Annotated in this window: 15 protein-coding genes; 5 read left to right on the top strand and 10 right to left on the bottom strand. The window is 57.7% G+C overall.

Annotated elements, in window-relative coordinates; all coding sequences use genetic code 11:
- Positions 1-320: 320 nt before the first annotated feature.
- The 4 genes from GSQ82_RS05720 to acpS form a co-directional block, all read right to left on the bottom strand.
- On the bottom strand, positions 321-1,631 hold the full coding sequence (locus GSQ82_RS05720) for a beta-propeller fold lactonase family protein (RefSeq protein WP_158791060.1): 1,311 nt from the start codon (positions 1,629-1,631) through the stop codon (positions 321-323).
- Between the two features lie 106 nt (positions 1,632-1,737).
- Positions 1,738-2,979: a beta-propeller fold lactonase family protein gene (locus GSQ82_RS05725; RefSeq protein ID WP_158791062.1), complete on the bottom strand. Its 1,242-nt coding sequence runs from the start codon at positions 2,977-2,979 to the stop codon at positions 1,738-1,740.
- Positions 2,980-3,436: 457 nt separating this feature from the next.
- Complete coding sequence (locus GSQ82_RS05730) at positions 3,437-4,522, bottom strand: MlaD family protein (RefSeq protein WP_158791064.1); 1,086 nt, start codon at positions 4,520-4,522, stop codon at positions 3,437-3,439.
- 229 nt (positions 4,523-4,751) lie between these two features.
- On the bottom strand, positions 4,752-5,132 hold the full coding sequence (gene acpS / locus GSQ82_RS05735; RefSeq protein WP_158791335.1) for a holo-ACP synthase: 381 nt from the start codon (positions 5,130-5,132) through the stop codon (positions 4,752-4,754).
- Positions 5,133-5,349: 217 nt separating this feature from the next.
- Between acpS and GSQ82_RS05740 the strand changes: the two genes are divergently transcribed.
- Positions 5,350-5,715, top strand: a complete 366-nt coding sequence (locus GSQ82_RS05740) for a hypothetical protein (protein WP_158791066.1) — start codon at positions 5,350-5,352, stop codon at positions 5,713-5,715.
- A gap of 25 nt (positions 5,716-5,740) precedes the next feature.
- Here the strand turns inward: GSQ82_RS05740 and GSQ82_RS05745 are convergent, their stop codons facing one another.
- Positions 5,741-6,334, bottom strand: a complete 594-nt coding sequence (locus GSQ82_RS05745; RefSeq protein WP_158791068.1) for a hypothetical protein — start codon at positions 6,332-6,334, stop codon at positions 5,741-5,743.
- A gap of 35 nt (positions 6,335-6,369) precedes the next feature.
- Between GSQ82_RS05745 and GSQ82_RS05750 the strand changes: the two genes are divergently transcribed.
- Positions 6,370-7,125 carry an ABC transporter ATP-binding protein gene (locus GSQ82_RS05750; RefSeq protein WP_158791070.1) on the top strand — a complete coding sequence of 252 codons (756 nt, stop codon included), beginning with the start codon at positions 6,370-6,372 and terminating at the stop codon, positions 7,123-7,125.
- Between the two features lie 300 nt (positions 7,126-7,425).
- Here the strand turns inward: GSQ82_RS05750 and GSQ82_RS05755 are convergent, their stop codons facing one another.
- From GSQ82_RS05755 to GSQ82_RS05775, 5 genes are all read right to left on the bottom strand, one after another.
- Positions 7,426-7,851 (bottom strand): energy transducer TonB, encoded by a 426-nt coding sequence (locus tag GSQ82_RS05755; RefSeq protein WP_158791072.1) that lies wholly within the window; start codon positions 7,849-7,851, stop codon positions 7,426-7,428.
- Between the two features lie 392 nt (positions 7,852-8,243).
- Positions 8,244-9,140, bottom strand: a complete 897-nt coding sequence (locus GSQ82_RS05760; RefSeq protein WP_158791073.1) for an alpha/beta fold hydrolase — start codon at positions 9,138-9,140, stop codon at positions 8,244-8,246.
- A gap of 226 nt (positions 9,141-9,366) precedes the next feature.
- Positions 9,367-9,726, bottom strand: a complete 360-nt coding sequence (locus GSQ82_RS05765; RefSeq protein WP_158791075.1) for a hypothetical protein — start codon at positions 9,724-9,726, stop codon at positions 9,367-9,369.
- Positions 9,723-10,076, bottom strand: coding sequence for a PadR family transcriptional regulator (locus GSQ82_RS05770; RefSeq protein ID WP_158791077.1), 354 nt, complete (start codon positions 10,074-10,076; stop codon positions 9,723-9,725). Before GSQ82_RS05770 ends, GSQ82_RS05765 begins: the two co-directional genes overlap by 4 nt.
- 240 nt (positions 10,077-10,316) lie before the next feature.
- On the bottom strand, positions 10,317-12,314 hold the full coding sequence (locus tag GSQ82_RS05775) for a M1 family metallopeptidase (protein WP_158791079.1): 1,998 nt from the start codon (positions 12,312-12,314) through the stop codon (positions 10,317-10,319).
- A gap of 119 nt (positions 12,315-12,433) precedes the next feature.
- Between GSQ82_RS05775 and GSQ82_RS05780 the strand changes: the two genes are divergently transcribed.
- The 3 genes from GSQ82_RS05780 to GSQ82_RS05790 all read left to right on the top strand — a co-directional run bounded on the left by GSQ82_RS05780 (position 12,434) and on the right by GSQ82_RS05790 (position 16,399).
- On the top strand, positions 12,434-13,318 hold the full coding sequence (locus GSQ82_RS05780) for a magnesium transporter CorA family protein (protein ID WP_158791081.1): 885 nt from the start codon (positions 12,434-12,436) through the stop codon (positions 13,316-13,318).
- An 82-nt stretch (positions 13,319-13,400) separates the two neighbouring features.
- Positions 13,401-13,745, top strand: a complete 345-nt coding sequence (locus GSQ82_RS05785; RefSeq protein ID WP_158791337.1) for a PadR family transcriptional regulator — start codon at positions 13,401-13,403, stop codon at positions 13,743-13,745.
- A complete protein-coding gene (locus GSQ82_RS05790) occupies positions 13,742-16,399 on the top strand; it encodes an ABC transporter permease (RefSeq protein ID WP_158791083.1) in 2,658 nt (885 codons plus the stop codon). Before GSQ82_RS05785 ends, GSQ82_RS05790 begins: the two co-directional genes overlap by 4 nt.
- Positions 16,400-16,475: the final 76 nt, after the last annotated feature.

The following is a 16,475-nucleotide window of genomic DNA, read 5'->3' on the forward strand; positions in this document are numbered from 1 at the left end:
GCAAGAGAAGTGTTCCTCGTTTCTGTGTCTCTTTCTCTGAGGCATCTCCAACGCTTGTCTGGTGTTTGTGGCTTACTCTCTCAACTGGCCTGGTTCAACCTTCATCCTACCGGGCGAATAGCTGAAGATGAAGGTGTGATGATCTTCGTTTGTAGAAGGCGCAGAGATAGGCTGAGTAGCTGCGAAGCTGATCGTGTATGGCTTCGTACACCGCCTTGCTCAGCAAAAGCATTGATCGATCAGCGGGTAAAACTTTGTTCCGCAGGCAGCAAAAAGTCCCGCGAAAGCGGGACTTTTTGCTGCAATCAGAGTGACTAGTTTTAGGGATTGATGATCTGTGTCGGGTGCGATCCATTCGCAACGGCCACAGCACAGGTTGGCAATGGAGAAGAGGGGAACGGAGTGTTTTGGATCGACCCTAATCCACCATTGTTCGGGTTGAGTTTCATCGCCGAAACATCGCTTGCCAGGTTGTTTGGGGCGTATGCGTAGATACCTAGTGCCGGCTCGATCGTAATGCACATCGGTCCCGTACCTACTGCCGTCGAAGTCGATCCAATCGATCCAACCGCTGTGCCGGTAGCGGTGTCAATCGTGTAAGCGCCTACAGTCCCGGAAGAGTAGTTTGCAACATAGAGGAATTTACCACGAGGATCGACCGTCACTGCCACCGGAAACTGCCCTGTGGCAAAGGGTGAATTCAACATAGGCGACAGGGAACCATTGTTCGCGACGGTGTTGCCATAGAGTTGATTCGTTGCCTGATCGGTGATGTACACAAACCGTGCCGACGGATCTTCTGCGATGGCGCTTGGAGTTGTTCCGGCGTTATAACCCATTGCTAGCGTCTTGCCGGAAGCATCGGTTGTAATCGTTGTGCCCGGTGTAGGTGTCAGGGTGCCATTCGCTTCGTTTTGGGAGAATCCGAGCACTATGCCATTCGGGATATCCTGATCCAGCACGTAGACGAAGGAGGTCAGATTGCCAGTACCGCCGTTATTGGCGAACGTGCAGGTCGGATTCGCACTGTTGATGGGGCTCGGCGCTCCGCATTGTGGACGGCTTACTACAACGCCCACCGGATTGTTTCCGACATTCTGTGTAAGAGGAGTGCCCAGGGTTCCGTCAGAGTTGACTGGAAAGATGGTCACGCCGCCAGGTCCGGGGGCAGCGGGGGAGTACAACTGCTGCCCACCCGGGCCAACCTGATACTGGAAGGGCACGTATAGGAACGCGCCCGCAGCATCGATCGCAATCGATGTCGGAAAGCTGCCGGTCACGTTATACGTGTTCTGCAGATAGATCTTCCCATCCGTTCCGATGGAGTACTCGCCGATGGTCGAGTCGTCGTGATTGACGACATACAGGTTCAACCCGTTAGGCGAAGCTACCAGGGTGACCGGCTTTCGGCCCGCCTGAATCGGTGAGTCCGCTAACGGTGTCAGCGAACCAATCTGGAAGTCCACCGCATACGCGCTCACACCGCCGTTCGGCGAGGAGGTGGTGAGCGGCTGCGACGTGGTGACATACACATACGCCAGTACATAGTCGCGGCTGCACGCCGTTACGCTGACTAACGCCAAAGACAACATCGAGGCCAATGTTCCGCGGCCCATCTTATTCCACTTCATGCTTACCTGACTCCGGGGCAAATCGTTTCCGCCCGCTACTACTGTCCCGATACTCAGAATTCATACAGACATTCTGCCCTGGTTCTCCAGCTGCTTTGCAAGCCAGCTAGTCTATGTTTCCGCTTACTGCAAGACATGTCGCCTGTCCTACCGCTGTAAAGGTGGATCCTCGCGTCAGATCTGAAAGCTTACCCGTATTCCGATCAAGAACCTTACCCGTTACCGTGCCGTCTCCATTGGACGTATACAGGTATTGGTTTGAAGGGTCTTCCACCATGCATACTGGTGCTGCTCCGACAGGGTAAGGATTCAGTGGAGGATCCGGAATGGCCTGTAGAACGCTGGTCGTCGGCGTCAAGGTGAAGGCCGTGATGGAGCTGTTCGGATTCGTTGTGTTTGTTGTCGACTGGTTAGCAACGTAGAAGTACTTGCTTGAGCTGTCCAACAAGGAATACACCGGATTGGAAGCCGGCGAAATGTTTGCTGTCGGTCCGCCCGTGAGAGTGTTCAGAGAGCACGCCGTCGCGCCAACAGTAAAGGGCAGAATTTGTCCTGGGCTGTTGGTGTTCGGAGCTCCTGAGTCTGTGATGTAAACGGAACTCCCACCTGTGATGATCGAGGTCGCATGGGTCGCTCCCGTATTGATCGTCGAGTTGGTCGTCAGCGTCAGTTGTCCCGTTGCGCCAGAGGCGTAAGGGGATACAGTCTGATCCGAATTCAGCGTAAACAGGCAAGAACTCGCGAGGGTAAGCATCGTCGGCGTATTTCCAACAGGGAAGTAGGTCAACTGAAGCTGCGTCACCGGGTCCTTGATCTGCTGATTGAGCACGAGCGTCAGGCGGCCTGTGTTCGGATCCACTGAAAATACCGTGATGTCGCCGAAGCAGGAGCCTGGCGTAGCGGCAGTGCCGCATACGGCAGTCGGTGCCACCTGGTCCAGCACATAGAGGAAGTTGCCCGTGCTGTCGTGCGCCGCCCAGACCGGGGTGGAACCCTGGCTCTGGAAGCACTGCTGGAAGGTCAATACACCCTGTCCGCCCACGCTGAACTCCGTGATGCCGCCCGTGGTCCCGCAAGGCAGATCTCCGGATGCGCTGGTGGTTGCACCGCCGCCCTTGTTGACGACATAGACGAAGCGACCGCCTGGCTTTACCACGATGGCGACCGGGTTCGACCCGCCAGAGGTAAACGGCGAGTGCGGAACCTGGGTCAGGTTTCCTGAAAAGTCGTCGATCTTGAAAGCTGCAATCTGGTTGTACTGCGTTCCCAGAACCCACATGAACCCGATCGTGCCGCCACCGCACGCCGTCATGCCCAGACCCATCGCTACGGAGACTACCAAGGCCATTGAAACACGGCCAATCCTGCTCAACTTCATGCGCTTCCTTAATCCTCGCCAGTGAACGGGTCTCGTTCACCTTCTGCCGCGAGCAAATCTGTAGGGTTACGATTCCTCCGCTTATTGTAGAAGCTGTCGCGACTTTGTGCCACTTGTCGTCAGGATTCTGCCAATCTGCGCGCTGTTTTCTGAAGTTACTGCCTAGGGGTTACCTCCGCTTGACATGCTTGAATATACGGAAAAGGCGATGAGCGGACCATGTCTCAAGTCACGCCTTTACGTTTGTCGATAATCGGGGAATATCGTGGGCTGCTTTGAATAGTTGAGTTCCATCATCGCACTAACGCGACATGATGGAACAGCAGACGTCACCTCATGTATAGCCAAAGCAAAGAAAAGCGGGCCAGGCTAAGCCTGACCCGCCGTGATTCTGTTGCTGATGTGTTGCAGTGCGTGAAGGCGATCCTTAGAAGATCTTCAGGTGGATCGTCAGGTACTTCTTCGGGTCGCTGCGAATCGTCGTCACCAGATCGGTGCTGGCGGTGAGCAGCTTGTTGACATTGGTGTAGGCTGCATCGTCGGTGGCCAGCTTGCCCAGGGTTCCTCGACCGTCGTTCACACCTGAGATCAGCTCATTCACCTGTGCCAGCGTGTGGCTCAGATCCTGCCGGAACTTCGGATCCTTCAACATCAGTCCCAGACCGCCTTTGCCCTCATCCGCCTGCGCAAGAATGGAGTTCGCATGGACGAGCGTTGAGTTCAGGTTCTTGTACATCGAATCGTCTTTGAGCAACATGCCTGCGGTACCCTTGCCGCTGTCCAATGCGTTAGCGATGTCCTCAAGCTTCGCGGCGGTGCCATTCAGGCGGTTATACAGGGCGTCGTCCGTAACCAGCTTGCCGATCGACCCGCGACCCGCGTTGATGTTCTTCTCCAGCGTAAGCAGCTCGTTTACCGTGGCGTTGGCCTTGTTGTACAGATCGGGGTTGTTGATCAACTGCCCGATGGAACCCTTGCCTGACTGCAGGTTATCCACAATCACGTTCATCTTCGCCAGAATCACGTTCAGGCTCTCGATGGTTCCCTGGCTGGCTTTCACCACATCAGTCAGGCTTGGCGTCTCTGTCGTCTTCAGGACATCACCGTCCTGCAATGGAGGCCCTACGGCGAACTGGCTGTTGATATCCACCACCGTGTCGCCCAGCACCCCTACGGTCGATAACGACGCCTTCGAGTCCTTCTTCAGGTTGACTGCAAACTTGTCATTCAGCTTCATCGTGACCTTCACCGGCGTCAGCTTATGCTCCGGTGAGTTATCGATCGTCACAGTCTTTACCGTGCCGATGGTTACGCCCTCAAGGTTCACTGCCGCGCCTGTCTTCAGGCCTGCGGAGTTCTCAAAATACGTCGCAACCGTCAGCTTATGTGAGAGGATCCCGAGTCCTGAAGAACTGGTCATCAGGAACAGCAGCGTGACCAGGACCACCGTAGAGATCAATACGATTACGCCCACCTTCAACTGCGACCATCGAACTTCCTGCTGGCTGGGCATAGATCTCCTGATTCTCCTTTAGGCTTCTTTTATCACGTTGCAACAACAGGACATTTCCGTTCTCTTCTGCGCTTCGACACAACAGAGCTTCCGGTAATTGAGAGGATACATGACCCACCTCCGATACTCGCTGAGAAAACGCGATCGATCAATCAAGCTAAAAGGGCTTTGTCTTCAATGGATGCCAAAATCTTGCTGATGGTTTCAATCTTCCCTCAATTCGCGTATTTCAATCCTCCACCACCACTACGGCCATGGCCATCTCCCGGCTGTGGGTGAGGCTCAGTTGGATTCTGCGCACCCCCATCACGCTGGCGAGCTCGGCAGCCCTTCCGCTGAGGTGTAGCGTCGGCCGTCCGCTGGGCTCGCGCCTTACCTCAAACTCCTTCCAGCTCACCCCATGGCTGATTCCGGTTCCCAGAGCCTTGGCTCCAGCCTCTTTTGCTGCGAATCGAGCGGCAAAGCTCTCAGCTGCGTTTTTTTTCTTCCGCATGCAGTAGGAGATCTCCCCTTCCGTGAAGATTCGGTCCAGAAACCGCTGCCCAAACCGGTCGATCGTCTCTTGGAGACGCCTGGTCTCGATCAGATCCGTCCCTAACCCCAGCACCATACTGCAACCTCGCACACTTATCCTCCTACACTCCCGCCGTTCTGTCGCCTGATTGCCAGGATGTTTGGGAGGGAATCACAATCCTCCTGTTATGAGCGTGGTAACCGCTTAGAGGTCACGTGACCACCGTACCTGTCTCCGGGTTCACGCTTCGCCGGGTGTGTCCGATGAAGGTCCTAGCGGCGAATACGCTCTTTCCGTTGCGGAGACTACTACCATGCAATCGCTCGACATCCAGGGCTTCAGCTACGAAGAGCGCCACGGCCTGTTGCCCACGCTCACCTCGGCGTTCGCGGAGTGTGGCGGCTGGGTCCTCGACCGCAGGACACTCTCGCCGAACTCCATGGAGTTCCGCCTCGAGATTCAGCTTCGGGCCATCCTCGATCTCTATGCATCTATTGTCTCTTCGGGGCTTGAGCTTACACGCGATGGACATCTGGGTCTCACCCATCTATGCACCTGCCGCAGAAACCTCATGAGTTCTGCGGATCTTGGCCAGATCGTGGCCATTCGGCTCCAGATCAGCTTTCTTGAGGATGTGACGCTGCACTCGCTGTTTCTTGCCGGCAGGGTGCCTGCTTGAGCAGGACCCTGGGGAATTCGCAGCGCTAGCGGGCTAGATCTACCGCGGTGTGACGGTGCAGGAGGCTGTCCGAGTCGCCGATGACCATGACTCCGGGCTGCTTCCAGCCGTGCGTGAAGACCAGCTTTAGTCCTGTTGCGTCGCCGGACACTTTGAATACGGGTTCGCTCACCACGGAGGCTCCGGGCGCTACGGTTGCGGTTAGCCGTACTCCGCTAATTCCTGTGGACTGCTCCCATCGCCGGCCTTGCGCGTCGAGCATGTAGGCGTGGATGAGGTTGTCGCTTTTGGTGCTTGTTCCGCGGTTTGTGATTTGGATGGGTACGCGGATCAGTCGTCTGCCGTCGCGGATGAGATAGCCCGGGACCTCCTCTGTTCCGGTGACGATGAAGCACATCTTACCGAAGCATTGCTGCTGTCCGATGGCTATGATCCTTTGTTTCTGCAAAAGGGAAAACCCAATCAATGTAAGGAGATAGAGGATCCAAACGGCGGCCAGCCAGGCTACTCCGCGCCTTACGCGATTCCTCTCGCCGCGCCGGTGCGAGACGATGATTCCCAGCAGACCTATCGCCGTCCACGCTGCTATACCTGCCAGCAAAAGCTCTGTTGCCTTCATCCCACCCTCGTTCACGATAGACTTCAAAGAACTACATGTCTGTTTATTCTTCCACGTTGCAGCCCGACCCATCCCTTAGCTCCGCTGCAACTCCTATCATTCTGGCTCGAAACGTTGGCAAGACGTACCGCTCCGGGAAGCTTGAGGTTCCGGCTCTACGCGATGTTAATTTTGCGATTACACCGGGGGAGTTCGTTGCGATTGTTGGGCCTTCGGGTTCGGGTAAGTCGACGCTGTTCTATATTCTTGGCGGACTTACGGGCGCGACGACGGGGTCGGTTCTGATTGATGGCATTGACTTTGCCACGTTGACCGACGCGGAGCGGACGAAGACGCGGCGGGCGAAGATCGGGTTTATCTTTCAGCGGTTCAACCTTTTGCCTACGCTCTCGGCGATGGGGAATATTGAGATCGCCCACGATATCGCGAACCTTGGGTCTGCGGCGAAGCGTGAGCTGGATCGTCCTTTGCTTGAGCATCTTACGGAGATGTTGGGGATTCAGGGGCGGCTGGAGCATAGGCCGAATGAGCTGTCGGGCGGCGAGCAGCAGAGGGTGGCGATTGCGCGGGCTTTGATCAATCGACCGGCGATTGTGCTGGCGGATGAGCCTACGGGAAATCTGGATACGAAGAACTCGGATGCGGTGTTGAAGATGCTGCGACAGTCGAGCCGGGATTTGAAGCAGACGGTGCTGATGATTACGCACAACCCGGAGGCTGCCCAGATCGCCGACCGGATTCTGCACATGCGCGATGGAGAGATTACGCACATCGAGACGGTCCAGAGATAGAGTTTCTGGTGCGTTTTTTCTAGGCGTGGTGGATAGGCGTTTTTGCAGGGGTTTTTGGCAAAAAGTGGGTGCAAGACGTGGTTTTTTGCTGGTGAGTTCTGGTACTTAGCGTGGTGAACGTGGTGGGTTCGCGGTCACTTTTTGGGGTGGGAAAAGTACGTCAGGTTTTTCAACTTTATTTTTCGACTCTTTCTACGTGGGCGAGTACACCGGCGATTGGGTCAGGCGAAATACAGGGGTCCTTCACTTCGTTCAGGATGACGACGTAAACGGACAACCAAGCGGACACGGGCTTGGTCGCTACTTTGGTGGGGTGAAGCTGACGATGACGATGGTCTGGACGTATCTGGCCTTGCCGTTGAGTTGGTAGGGCTTGTAGGTCCATTGGCGGACGGCGGCGAGGGCGGGTTCGCGCAGGAGATCCGGGCCGGAGAGTGCGGTGAGTTGGGATACGTTGCCGTCGGGGTCGATGACGGCGACGAGGGATATTGCGCCGCTAATGCCGTTGGCGTTGGGTGGGTAGGTGGGTTCCACGCGGTGCTGGAGGAGTGCGGCCATGACGCCGCTGGAGACCCGCATGGGGTGGTCTTTGGTTCCCGCGCCTGCGGCGGGCAGGTTTGACGGTGGGCCTGAGCTGTCTGAAGCGCTATCGGACTGTGCGTGTGCAGTGCAGGCGCCGAGGGTTGCGGCCAGGGTCAGGACTACGATTCGAATTGCCGCTCGCATGCTTTTTCCTCTCCTCTGTCTCTCATTTGCCAACTGTCTTCCTTGTCTTCTGCTTGTTCGTTCGTTGCGTCTGATGTGAGTTGACGCATGAGCCTGAATTTGGACCGCCTGCTGTCTCTGGACTTACGGGAGGTCGATCTCACATGGCTGAAATGGAACGCCCCATAAGACTAGGCCCTCATAGAGGATTTGCGCATAGGGCTTAATCTCTTCAGCTACCCGCTCGACGAGTGACTCGGCGATAATGCGCTCGTTGACGACCCGCGCGGAAGGACTATCTGTTTAGCATTTAGCAGGACTATGGTTTTGATCCAAGGCGCAAAGTCCTCGCGGCAGATTAGGCCGCCATGTTAAATCGGATCATTGAAAGCCATCTGACTTCGCGAGACACGCTATTGCGGCAAGGTGTTGATGAATCCATCGAGCGCCTTTCTCGTCTCAGTCCCGTTTGATTCGAAGATAAAGTGATCTGCGTTTGGGATCCGGACTACTACGGCCTGCGGATTGCCCCGGCTGAAGGCATCGGCCTGTGCTGAAGTCTCGGATTGATCTTTATCCTGAGCTGCTTTCAGAGCCTCCGGATGATCTTTGAACTGAACCCCAAATGAGTGTGGGTCGGCATACAGTGCCAAGATGGGGCATTTGACCCCGCCGAACTTCTGTTCACCGCGGAAAATGGCGACATCCACTCTGTTCGCTGCCGTGTCCTCGGGTGCAGGGGCACTGTCTGGTGCGGCGGCGAAGCGTGCCTGATAAGGGGCGAGGTCTTTCTGGAAACGTGGCAGCGTTGCCACAATGTCCGCCAAGAGTTCCTTACGTTCCTTCATAGGCACGAGTGCCGTAAAGCGATCGAGTTGTTGACGCAGTGTGTTGTAGTCGATGGTCAGGTCTCCCGTCCCAGCGTCATAGAACGAATAAGCGTAACCCGCGTCTAGATAAACCAGCCCGGCAACTCTGTCGGGCGCCCGTATACCGATTGAACTCAACTCCTCGCCCGCTATTGAGTGGCCAACCAACACTGGCCGTACCAGCTTTAGCTGCTCCACTACCGCAAGAACATCATCCCCAAGCCGGTCTGCTGAGTAATTTGCGTCCGTGGTCGGCGGAACACTTGAATTACCATATCCGCGGCGAGTAATCGCATAAACGTGATACTTCGTAATTAACGTAGGCGCAAACTGGTCGAACACGTGAGCGGTAAAACCTTTCCCCGCTAACAGAACGAGCGGCCGGCCGGTCCCTCCCCAGTCAAGAACCTCCAGCGCGACATCGTTTTCAACATTAATCATTCGCACCGCATGCGGTGAAGTGTCCTGTACGGTGTGTGACGCGGCATCCTGCGCGCGAAGCATGCAGATGAAGCAAAAAAAGATTACAACGTGAAAAGCGTGTGATCTGTGTAGTCTCATTGGCCAACTCCGGTACAGCTTTCTTGATTGAAGGACTTTCTGGGCGCGACGCGAGGACAAAGGACAACAAAGTGGAGGGAAGAACTCTCGCTGATAGAAACGTTCGCTAGAAACTCGACATCACCATCTCCAGACAAAGAACAATGCTAAAGATGCTGAACAGGCAAGAGAAAACGAGGAAGCCTCCTTGTGCGATCTGAGTCAAAAGAGCAGAGGGACTCATCTGCTCGATCGGTGGTCCAAGCGTTTCTGGCTGCTGCTGGTCGCGCAATATGCGTTGAATGAAAGCTGAATGGGCGGCATCCAGTAACAGTTGCGCGCAAAGAACAACGCGAGCTACGCCGCCTTCGCCGCAACGCATCTGTTCATCAAAGATCCAAAGCATTTCCTCACCGAATTCGGCCCGGAACTCGTGAGGTTGCAGATGCAAAATGAAACCGTAGGCGATGCGAGCGAAAGTTCTCATGCGTTTCTCGGCCTCCTCAGACGCGAGTGCGCAGCGACAAGGTTCTCCAGCCGCGCGATCTCAGTAGCAAGAATCTTGCGGCCATTCGGTGTAATTCTGTAGAAGCGCCGGTCGTCTTCCTTGTCGTTGCTCTCCGCGCGCGGCGCATCAACAACAAGTCCTGCGTTCATCAATTTCTTCAGATTGTCGTAGAGCGTTCCTGGTCCTACACCATAGTTACCCCCGCTTAGCTGAAGAACCTCCTGAACGATTCCGTAACCATGCAGGTCTTTGCCGGCCAGAGCAAGAAGGATGTATTGAGCGGCGGTGGAAAGTGGCGCGGTTGATGGCTCAGACTTTATCGGCTTCATAGTCGTAAAGCGACTATATCGAAATCCGACTATCGTGACAACTAATTTTGAGGCAAATATTCTGCCGGCCATTTCGGCGGTTCGGCGTGGCGTGTGCACTCTGTGAGTGATCTCTTTTGCTTGAGCGCTAACCGACGAAGCGTTGGCTTGAATTCGTTTCGGAGGTTAAAGAGTTCGGCCCTTCGCACTTGGGTTCGAAGGGCCGATGTTGAGTTCAGGCTTGCTTTACTTCATTTATTTTTACTGCGCTTTCTTGGTGTTGTTGCTGCGGTCGTCGTCGGGGAGTACGTGGTCGGGATCGACGACGACCTGGGTGATGGGTGACTTGTTCTGGAGCGCCCAGGTGTAGGTGCCTTTGGAGAGCCAGGTTTCGACGGGCAGGGTGACGCGGGTTTTGGTGCCGTCCTGGAAGGTGAGCTCGACGGGGGTGGGAAGGACGAGCTGGCCGCGGTTGACGATGGTGACGGTTGAGCCTTCGATCTTGTTTTCGATCTTGTCTACGGAGACGTCGTACTTCCAGTTGTTGAGGTACCAGCCGCGCCAGAACCAGGTGAGGTCTTCGCCGCCTTCGTTCTCCATGGCGCGGAAGAAGTCGGAGGGCGATGGGTGTTTGAAGGCCCAGTCGTGGATGTACTTGCGGAAGGCCCAGTCGAAGCGCTGGGGGCCGAGGATCTGTTCGCGGAGCAGGACCATGCCGTAGGCTCCCTTGAAGTAGCTGATGGGATGGCCGAGCTGTCCGGGGTAGGTGTCTGCGGGCATGAGGAGGGTGCCTGCGTCGGGGTTGTCGAGCACCTTGAGGATGGTGTCGGGCGGTTCGCCGTTGGCGGAGTACTCGGAGTCGCGCTTGGGTCCGTACTTGCCGCCCATGTACTCGGCGGACTCTTCGATGTCGATGAAGGTGTTGAAGCCCTCGTCCATGAAGGCGTGGCGGCGCTCGTTGGAGCCGACGATCATGGGGAACCAGGTGTGGCCGAACTCGTGCGCGGTGAGCCAGAAGAAGAAGGGGCCTTTGTCGGTGACGCCGTCGAAGACGACGCCGGGATACTCCATGCCGCTGGAGAAGCCGGCGATGCTGACGGCGGCGGGCCAGGGGTAGGGGTACCAGTGTTTGGAGAAGCGCTCGATGGTGTCCTTGGTGTATTCGGTGGATTTATCCCAGGCGTCGGGGCCGGCGCTCTCGGGTGGATAGACGCTCATGGCGAGAGATTTTTTGCCGTCGGGGAGGTTGATGCGGGCGGCGTCCCAGAGGAAGGTGGGCGAGGCGCTCCAGACGACGTCGCGGGTGTGGTCCATGTGGAAGTGCCAGGTGAGGGTGCCGTCCTGTTTGGGTCTGCTGGCGGGATCGGAGACCTCGGCGAGGGTGCGGATGTAGACGGTCTTGTCGCTGTTGCGCGCCTGGTCGAGGCGTTCGACCTGGGTCTTGGTGAGGACTTCTTTGGGGTTCACGAGTTCGCCGGAGCCGGCGACGATCATGTTGGATGGGACGGTGACGTAGTAGTCGAAGTGTCCGTACTCGAGATAGAACTCGCTGCCGATGTAGGGGAGGGTGTCCCAGCCGCGGATGTCATCGTAGACACACATGCGGGGATACCACTGGGCCATGTCGTAGATCTCGCCGTGAGCGGTGGCGCCCCAGGAGGTGCGGCCGCCCCAGACGCCGGGGATCTGGTAGTGGTACTTGATGTGGATCTTGAGTTGGCCGCCGTGGCCTGCGAGCGGTGTAGCGAGGCGGATCTGCATGCGGGTGTCGGTGACGAGGTAGTCGGCCTTGGTGGTCTGTTTGCCCTGCTCGATCTCGATGTCGTCGAAGAGATAGCCTTCGGTGGAGGGCGTGGGGCCGGAGTCGTCGCCACCGCGTCTGCGCCGGGCTCCGCCGTTGGCGATTCTTGAGCGCGAGTCCTGGCGGTAGGTGTTCTGTTCGACCTGAATCCAGAGGCTGGGAAGGGTGTCGGGACTGTTGTTAGTGTAGGTGATGGTCTCAGTGGTGTTGAGCTGCTTGGCTGCGGTGTCGAGCACGGGGCGGAGGTCGTAGTCGGCTTCGTTTTGCCAGTAGCTGGGGCCGGGTGCGCCGTTGCTGGAGCGGTAGGCGTTGACGGGGTTGGGCAGGGTGAGGGGCGCGAATGTGAGGCGCGGGTCGTATGCAGAGGCGGCGGAGGATTGCGACTGGGATGCGGGGGAGTGGAGACAGAAGGCAGACAGCAGAAACAGAAGTACACTTGCGCGGAACCGGCTCTGCATAGGGCTAGGTCTCTCTTTCAAAGGTGAATCTTGGTGGGTTGTTATAGATGATAGACGCAGCGGGCGGTAGGATGGACGCAGCTTCCTGGCCCTTGACGATGTTGTGAGTGGAGAGACGTATGCCCTGGTATCAGCTGGAAGACGTGAACGACCCGAAGCTGGATGAGCTTGCGCGTCAGTACAAGCTTCACCCTCTGCATATCGAAGACGCGCGCAGCTCCGATGAGAGCGTGAAGGTGGATAGCGGGCCGAACTATACCTTCGCGGTGTTCAAGCCGGTGCATCTGGAGCCGGACCCGGATAGTCCCGGCGAGGAGAGGCCTGCGTTCTCTCCGATCGATATCTTTGCGGGTAAGGATTTTCTGATTACGATCTCCGACCCGAAGTGTTCGGCGACGCAGGAGGCGCTGGCGCGGGCGCGACGCGATGGCAACGACGAACAGCCGGCGCGGCTGGTGTATCTGATTCTCGATACCATCGTGGATCTTTACTTTCCGGCCATCGATCACTTCGATGACCGCATCGATGCGCTGGAGGATGCGGTCATCGATTCGCCGACGCCGCAGGTACTGCAGCGGGTGTTTGCGCTGAAGCGGGAGCTGATCGATCTGCGGAGGGTGCTGGTGAATACGCGGGATGCGAGCCTGCATCTGCAGCGCGATCCGGACACGATTGTGGACGCGGAGTATCAGCCGTATGTGCGGGACATCTACGACCATGTGGCGAGGCTGCTGGATTCCGTGGAGACGCAGAGGGACTTGCTGAACAATGTGCTGGATATCTATCTGTCGTCGGTGGCGAACCGCACGAACGAGGTGATGAAGGTGCTGACGGTGCTGGGCACGATTGTGCTGCCCTCGCTGGCGATCAGCGGGATCTATGGGATGAACCTGAAGGGGCTGCCATTTGAGGACTCGCCGCATGGGGCGGAGTGGGTGGGCGGGATCATGGTGGTGGTGACAGCGCTGCTGCTGTTTGTTTTGCGCAAGCTGGACTGGCTGTGAGGCGGGTGGATCGTTTCTGATTGCTATTGCTTTCCCATAGAGGTTGTGGGATACTCCTGTTTGGAACCAATAGGAGTGGATGATGGGTGAGAAGGCGGACGTCTGGCAGGGAACACTGGCGCTGATGGTGCTGAAGACGATTGAAGCGCTGGGGCCGATGCATGGGTATGGGATTGCGCGGCGGATTGAACAGACGAGCGGGAATGTGCTTTCGCTGAACTATGGGACGCTGTATCCGGCGCTGTTGAAGCTGGAGCAGGAAGGTGCGATTGCGTCGGAGTGGGGGACGTCGGAGAACAATCGGCGAGCGAAGTTTTATAAGCTGACGCGGGCGGGGCTGAAGCAGATTGCGAAGGAGACTAGCAACTGGGAGCAGACGACGGCGATATTGGCTCGGTTTCTCGGGCCATCGGAGGACCTGGCATGAGCGCTCTACGGGCGTGGATGAGGCGGTTGGGCGGGGTGTTCTCCGCGGGCAGGCGGGAGCAGGAGTTTGCACGTGAGCTGGAAGGCCACCTGCAGATGCATATCGACGACAATGTGCGCGCGGGGATGACGGCAGAGGAGGCTCGGCGAGATGCGATGTTGAAGCTGGGCGGGCTGGAGATGACGCGGCAGGCGTATCGGGAGCGCGGGACGGTGCCGTGGCTGGAGGCGCTGATGCAGGATGTGCGGTTCGGCGGGCGGCAGTTGCGTCGGAGTCCGGGGTTTACTGCGACCGCGGTGATGATGCTGACGCTGGGGATTGCAGCGAGTGTGGCGATCTTTGCGTTTGTGGATGCGGCGCTACTGAAGCCATTGCCGTATCCGAGTCCGGCGTCGCTGGTGGATGTGACGGAGACTATCGCGGTGTTTCCGCATGCGAATCTTTCTTATCTTGATTATCTGGACTGGAAGCGGATGAATCGTTCGTTTCGGTCGCTGGATGTTTATGCAGGCGCGGGTTATCTGCTGGAGAACGCTTCGGGCACGGAGCCGGTGCGGGGAGCGCGGGTGAGCGATGGGTTCTTTCGCACGCTGGGCGTTGCGCCTCTGCTGGGGCGCGATTTTTTCACAGGAGAAGATCTGCCGAGCGGGCCGAGCACGGTGATTCTTAGCTATGCGACGTGGCAGAGGCGGTACGCGGGGCGGAAGGACGTGATCGGGCAGGTGGTTTCGTTGAGCGGCATTCCGTACACCATCGTGGGCGTGATGCCGCAAAGCTTCGTGTTTGCGCCGCACAACGATGCGGAGTTCTGGGCACCGTTCCATGCGATGGGCGAGTGTGATTTCAGACGGAGTTGTCATGGGCTGCTGGGTGTTGCGCGGTTGAAGGATGGCGTGACGGTGCAGGCTGCGCTGGCGGATACGAGCGCGATTGCAAAGCAGTTGGAGGTGCAGTATCCGGCGACAAATCGGGGACAGGGTGCGAGCGTGCTTCCGCTGGCGAAGGTGATTGTGGGGGATGTGCGGCCGGTTCTGCTGATTTTGCTGGGTGGTGCGGGGCTGCTTTTGTTGATCGCGTGCGTGAATGTTTCGAGTTTGCTTCTGGTGCGGTCGGAGAGCAGGAAGCGGGAGATTGCAGTTCGTTCGGCACTGGGCGCGTCGCCTTCGCGGTTGAATCGCCAGTTCATGACGGAGGGCGTGCTGCTGGTGGGGATCAGCGTGGTGCTGGGCGTGGCGGCGGCGTATGGCGCGTCGCAGGTGCTGCTTCGTCTGCTCTCGAAGGACATGCTGATCCAGATGCCGTATCTAAATGGCGTGGGACTTAATCTGCGGGTGCTCTCGTTTGCTGCTGCCATCGCTGTGCTGGCGACGCTGGTGTTTTCGCTGACGCCGATTTTGCGGCTGTCGTTTATGGAGATGCGGGAGGGACTGAGCGAGGGAGGGCGCGGTGCGGCGGGAGTTTTGTGGAGACGCATTGGAGCGAACCTTGTGGTCTTCGAGCTGGCGATTGCGATGGTTCTGCTGGTGGGTGCGGGGCTGCTGGGCAAGAGCTTTTATCATCTGCTGCATGTGAATCTGAACTTCGATCCGGAGCACCTGGCGACGATGCAGGTGGAGTTGCCGGAGACGGTGTATATGAAGCCGGACAGGATCGTCGCGGTGCGCAGGCAGATCAGCGAACGAGTGGCGGCGCTGCCGGGTGTGGTTGCTGTGAGCGCGACGAGTCTTCCGCCTACGTCGGGAAACGGGAACACGGCATGGATACGGTTTGTGGGGCGCACGTACAACGGTGTACACAACGAGGTAAACGAGCGGGATGTGACGGGGAATTACTTCTCGACGTTGAAGACGAGGCTGCTGCACGGGCGTTTTTTCAATGAGGATGACGATGCATCGAAGCCGTTGGTGGCGGTGATTAATCAGTCGCTGGCGAACCAGTACTTTCCGGGTGAGGATCCGATTGGGAAGAGGATTGGAGATTCGGATCTCTCTCCGAAGTCGATCCGGACGGTCGTGGGTGTGGTGGAGGATCTGAGGGAGTCGTCGCTCGATACCGATACGCTGCCAGCGATCTACTATAACGCTGAGACGCCGCAGGATTCGGATGGGACGTACTTCCACCTGATGGTGCGCACGTCGGGGTCAGAGGCGGTGTTGCTGCCTTCAATGGTGGCGGCGGTGCGTGGGGTGTATCGGGGGATTGGAGTGTCGGACGAGTCGGCGATGGTGCAGGTGATCAACGAGTCGCAGACGGCGTATCTGCATCGTTCGTCGGCGTGGCTGGTGGGCGGGTTTGCTGTGCTGGCGCTGCTGCTGGGTGCGGTGGGGCTGTATGGGGTGATCGCTTATTCGGTGGGTCAGAGGACGCGGGAGATTGGGGTGCGGATGGCGCTGGGAGCGCAGCGGGGATCGGTGCTGCAGTTGATTTTGCGTGAGGGTGGGCGGCTGGCGGCGTGGGGGATTGCGTGCGGCCTGGTGTGCTCGCTGGTGATGACGACGCTGCTGCGGAGCATGTTGTTTGGGGTGCGGTCGTGGGATGTGGCTACGTTTGCGGGCGTGGCTGTGGTGTTAGCTACGGCTGCGCTGCTGGCTAGTTATATTCCGGCGCATCGGGCGGCTTCGATTAATCCGGTAGAGGCTCTGCGGGCTGAGTGATGGTTAGGTGCTTGTCCTGCCGGACGGGCCCACTGCTCGTGGGGAGGTCACTTCGTGACTTTTGTATCCCTTTGGG

Source organism: Granulicella sp. L60 (assembly GCF_009765825.1).
Taxonomy (GTDB): Bacteria; Acidobacteriota; Terriglobia; order Terriglobales; family Acidobacteriaceae; genus Edaphobacter.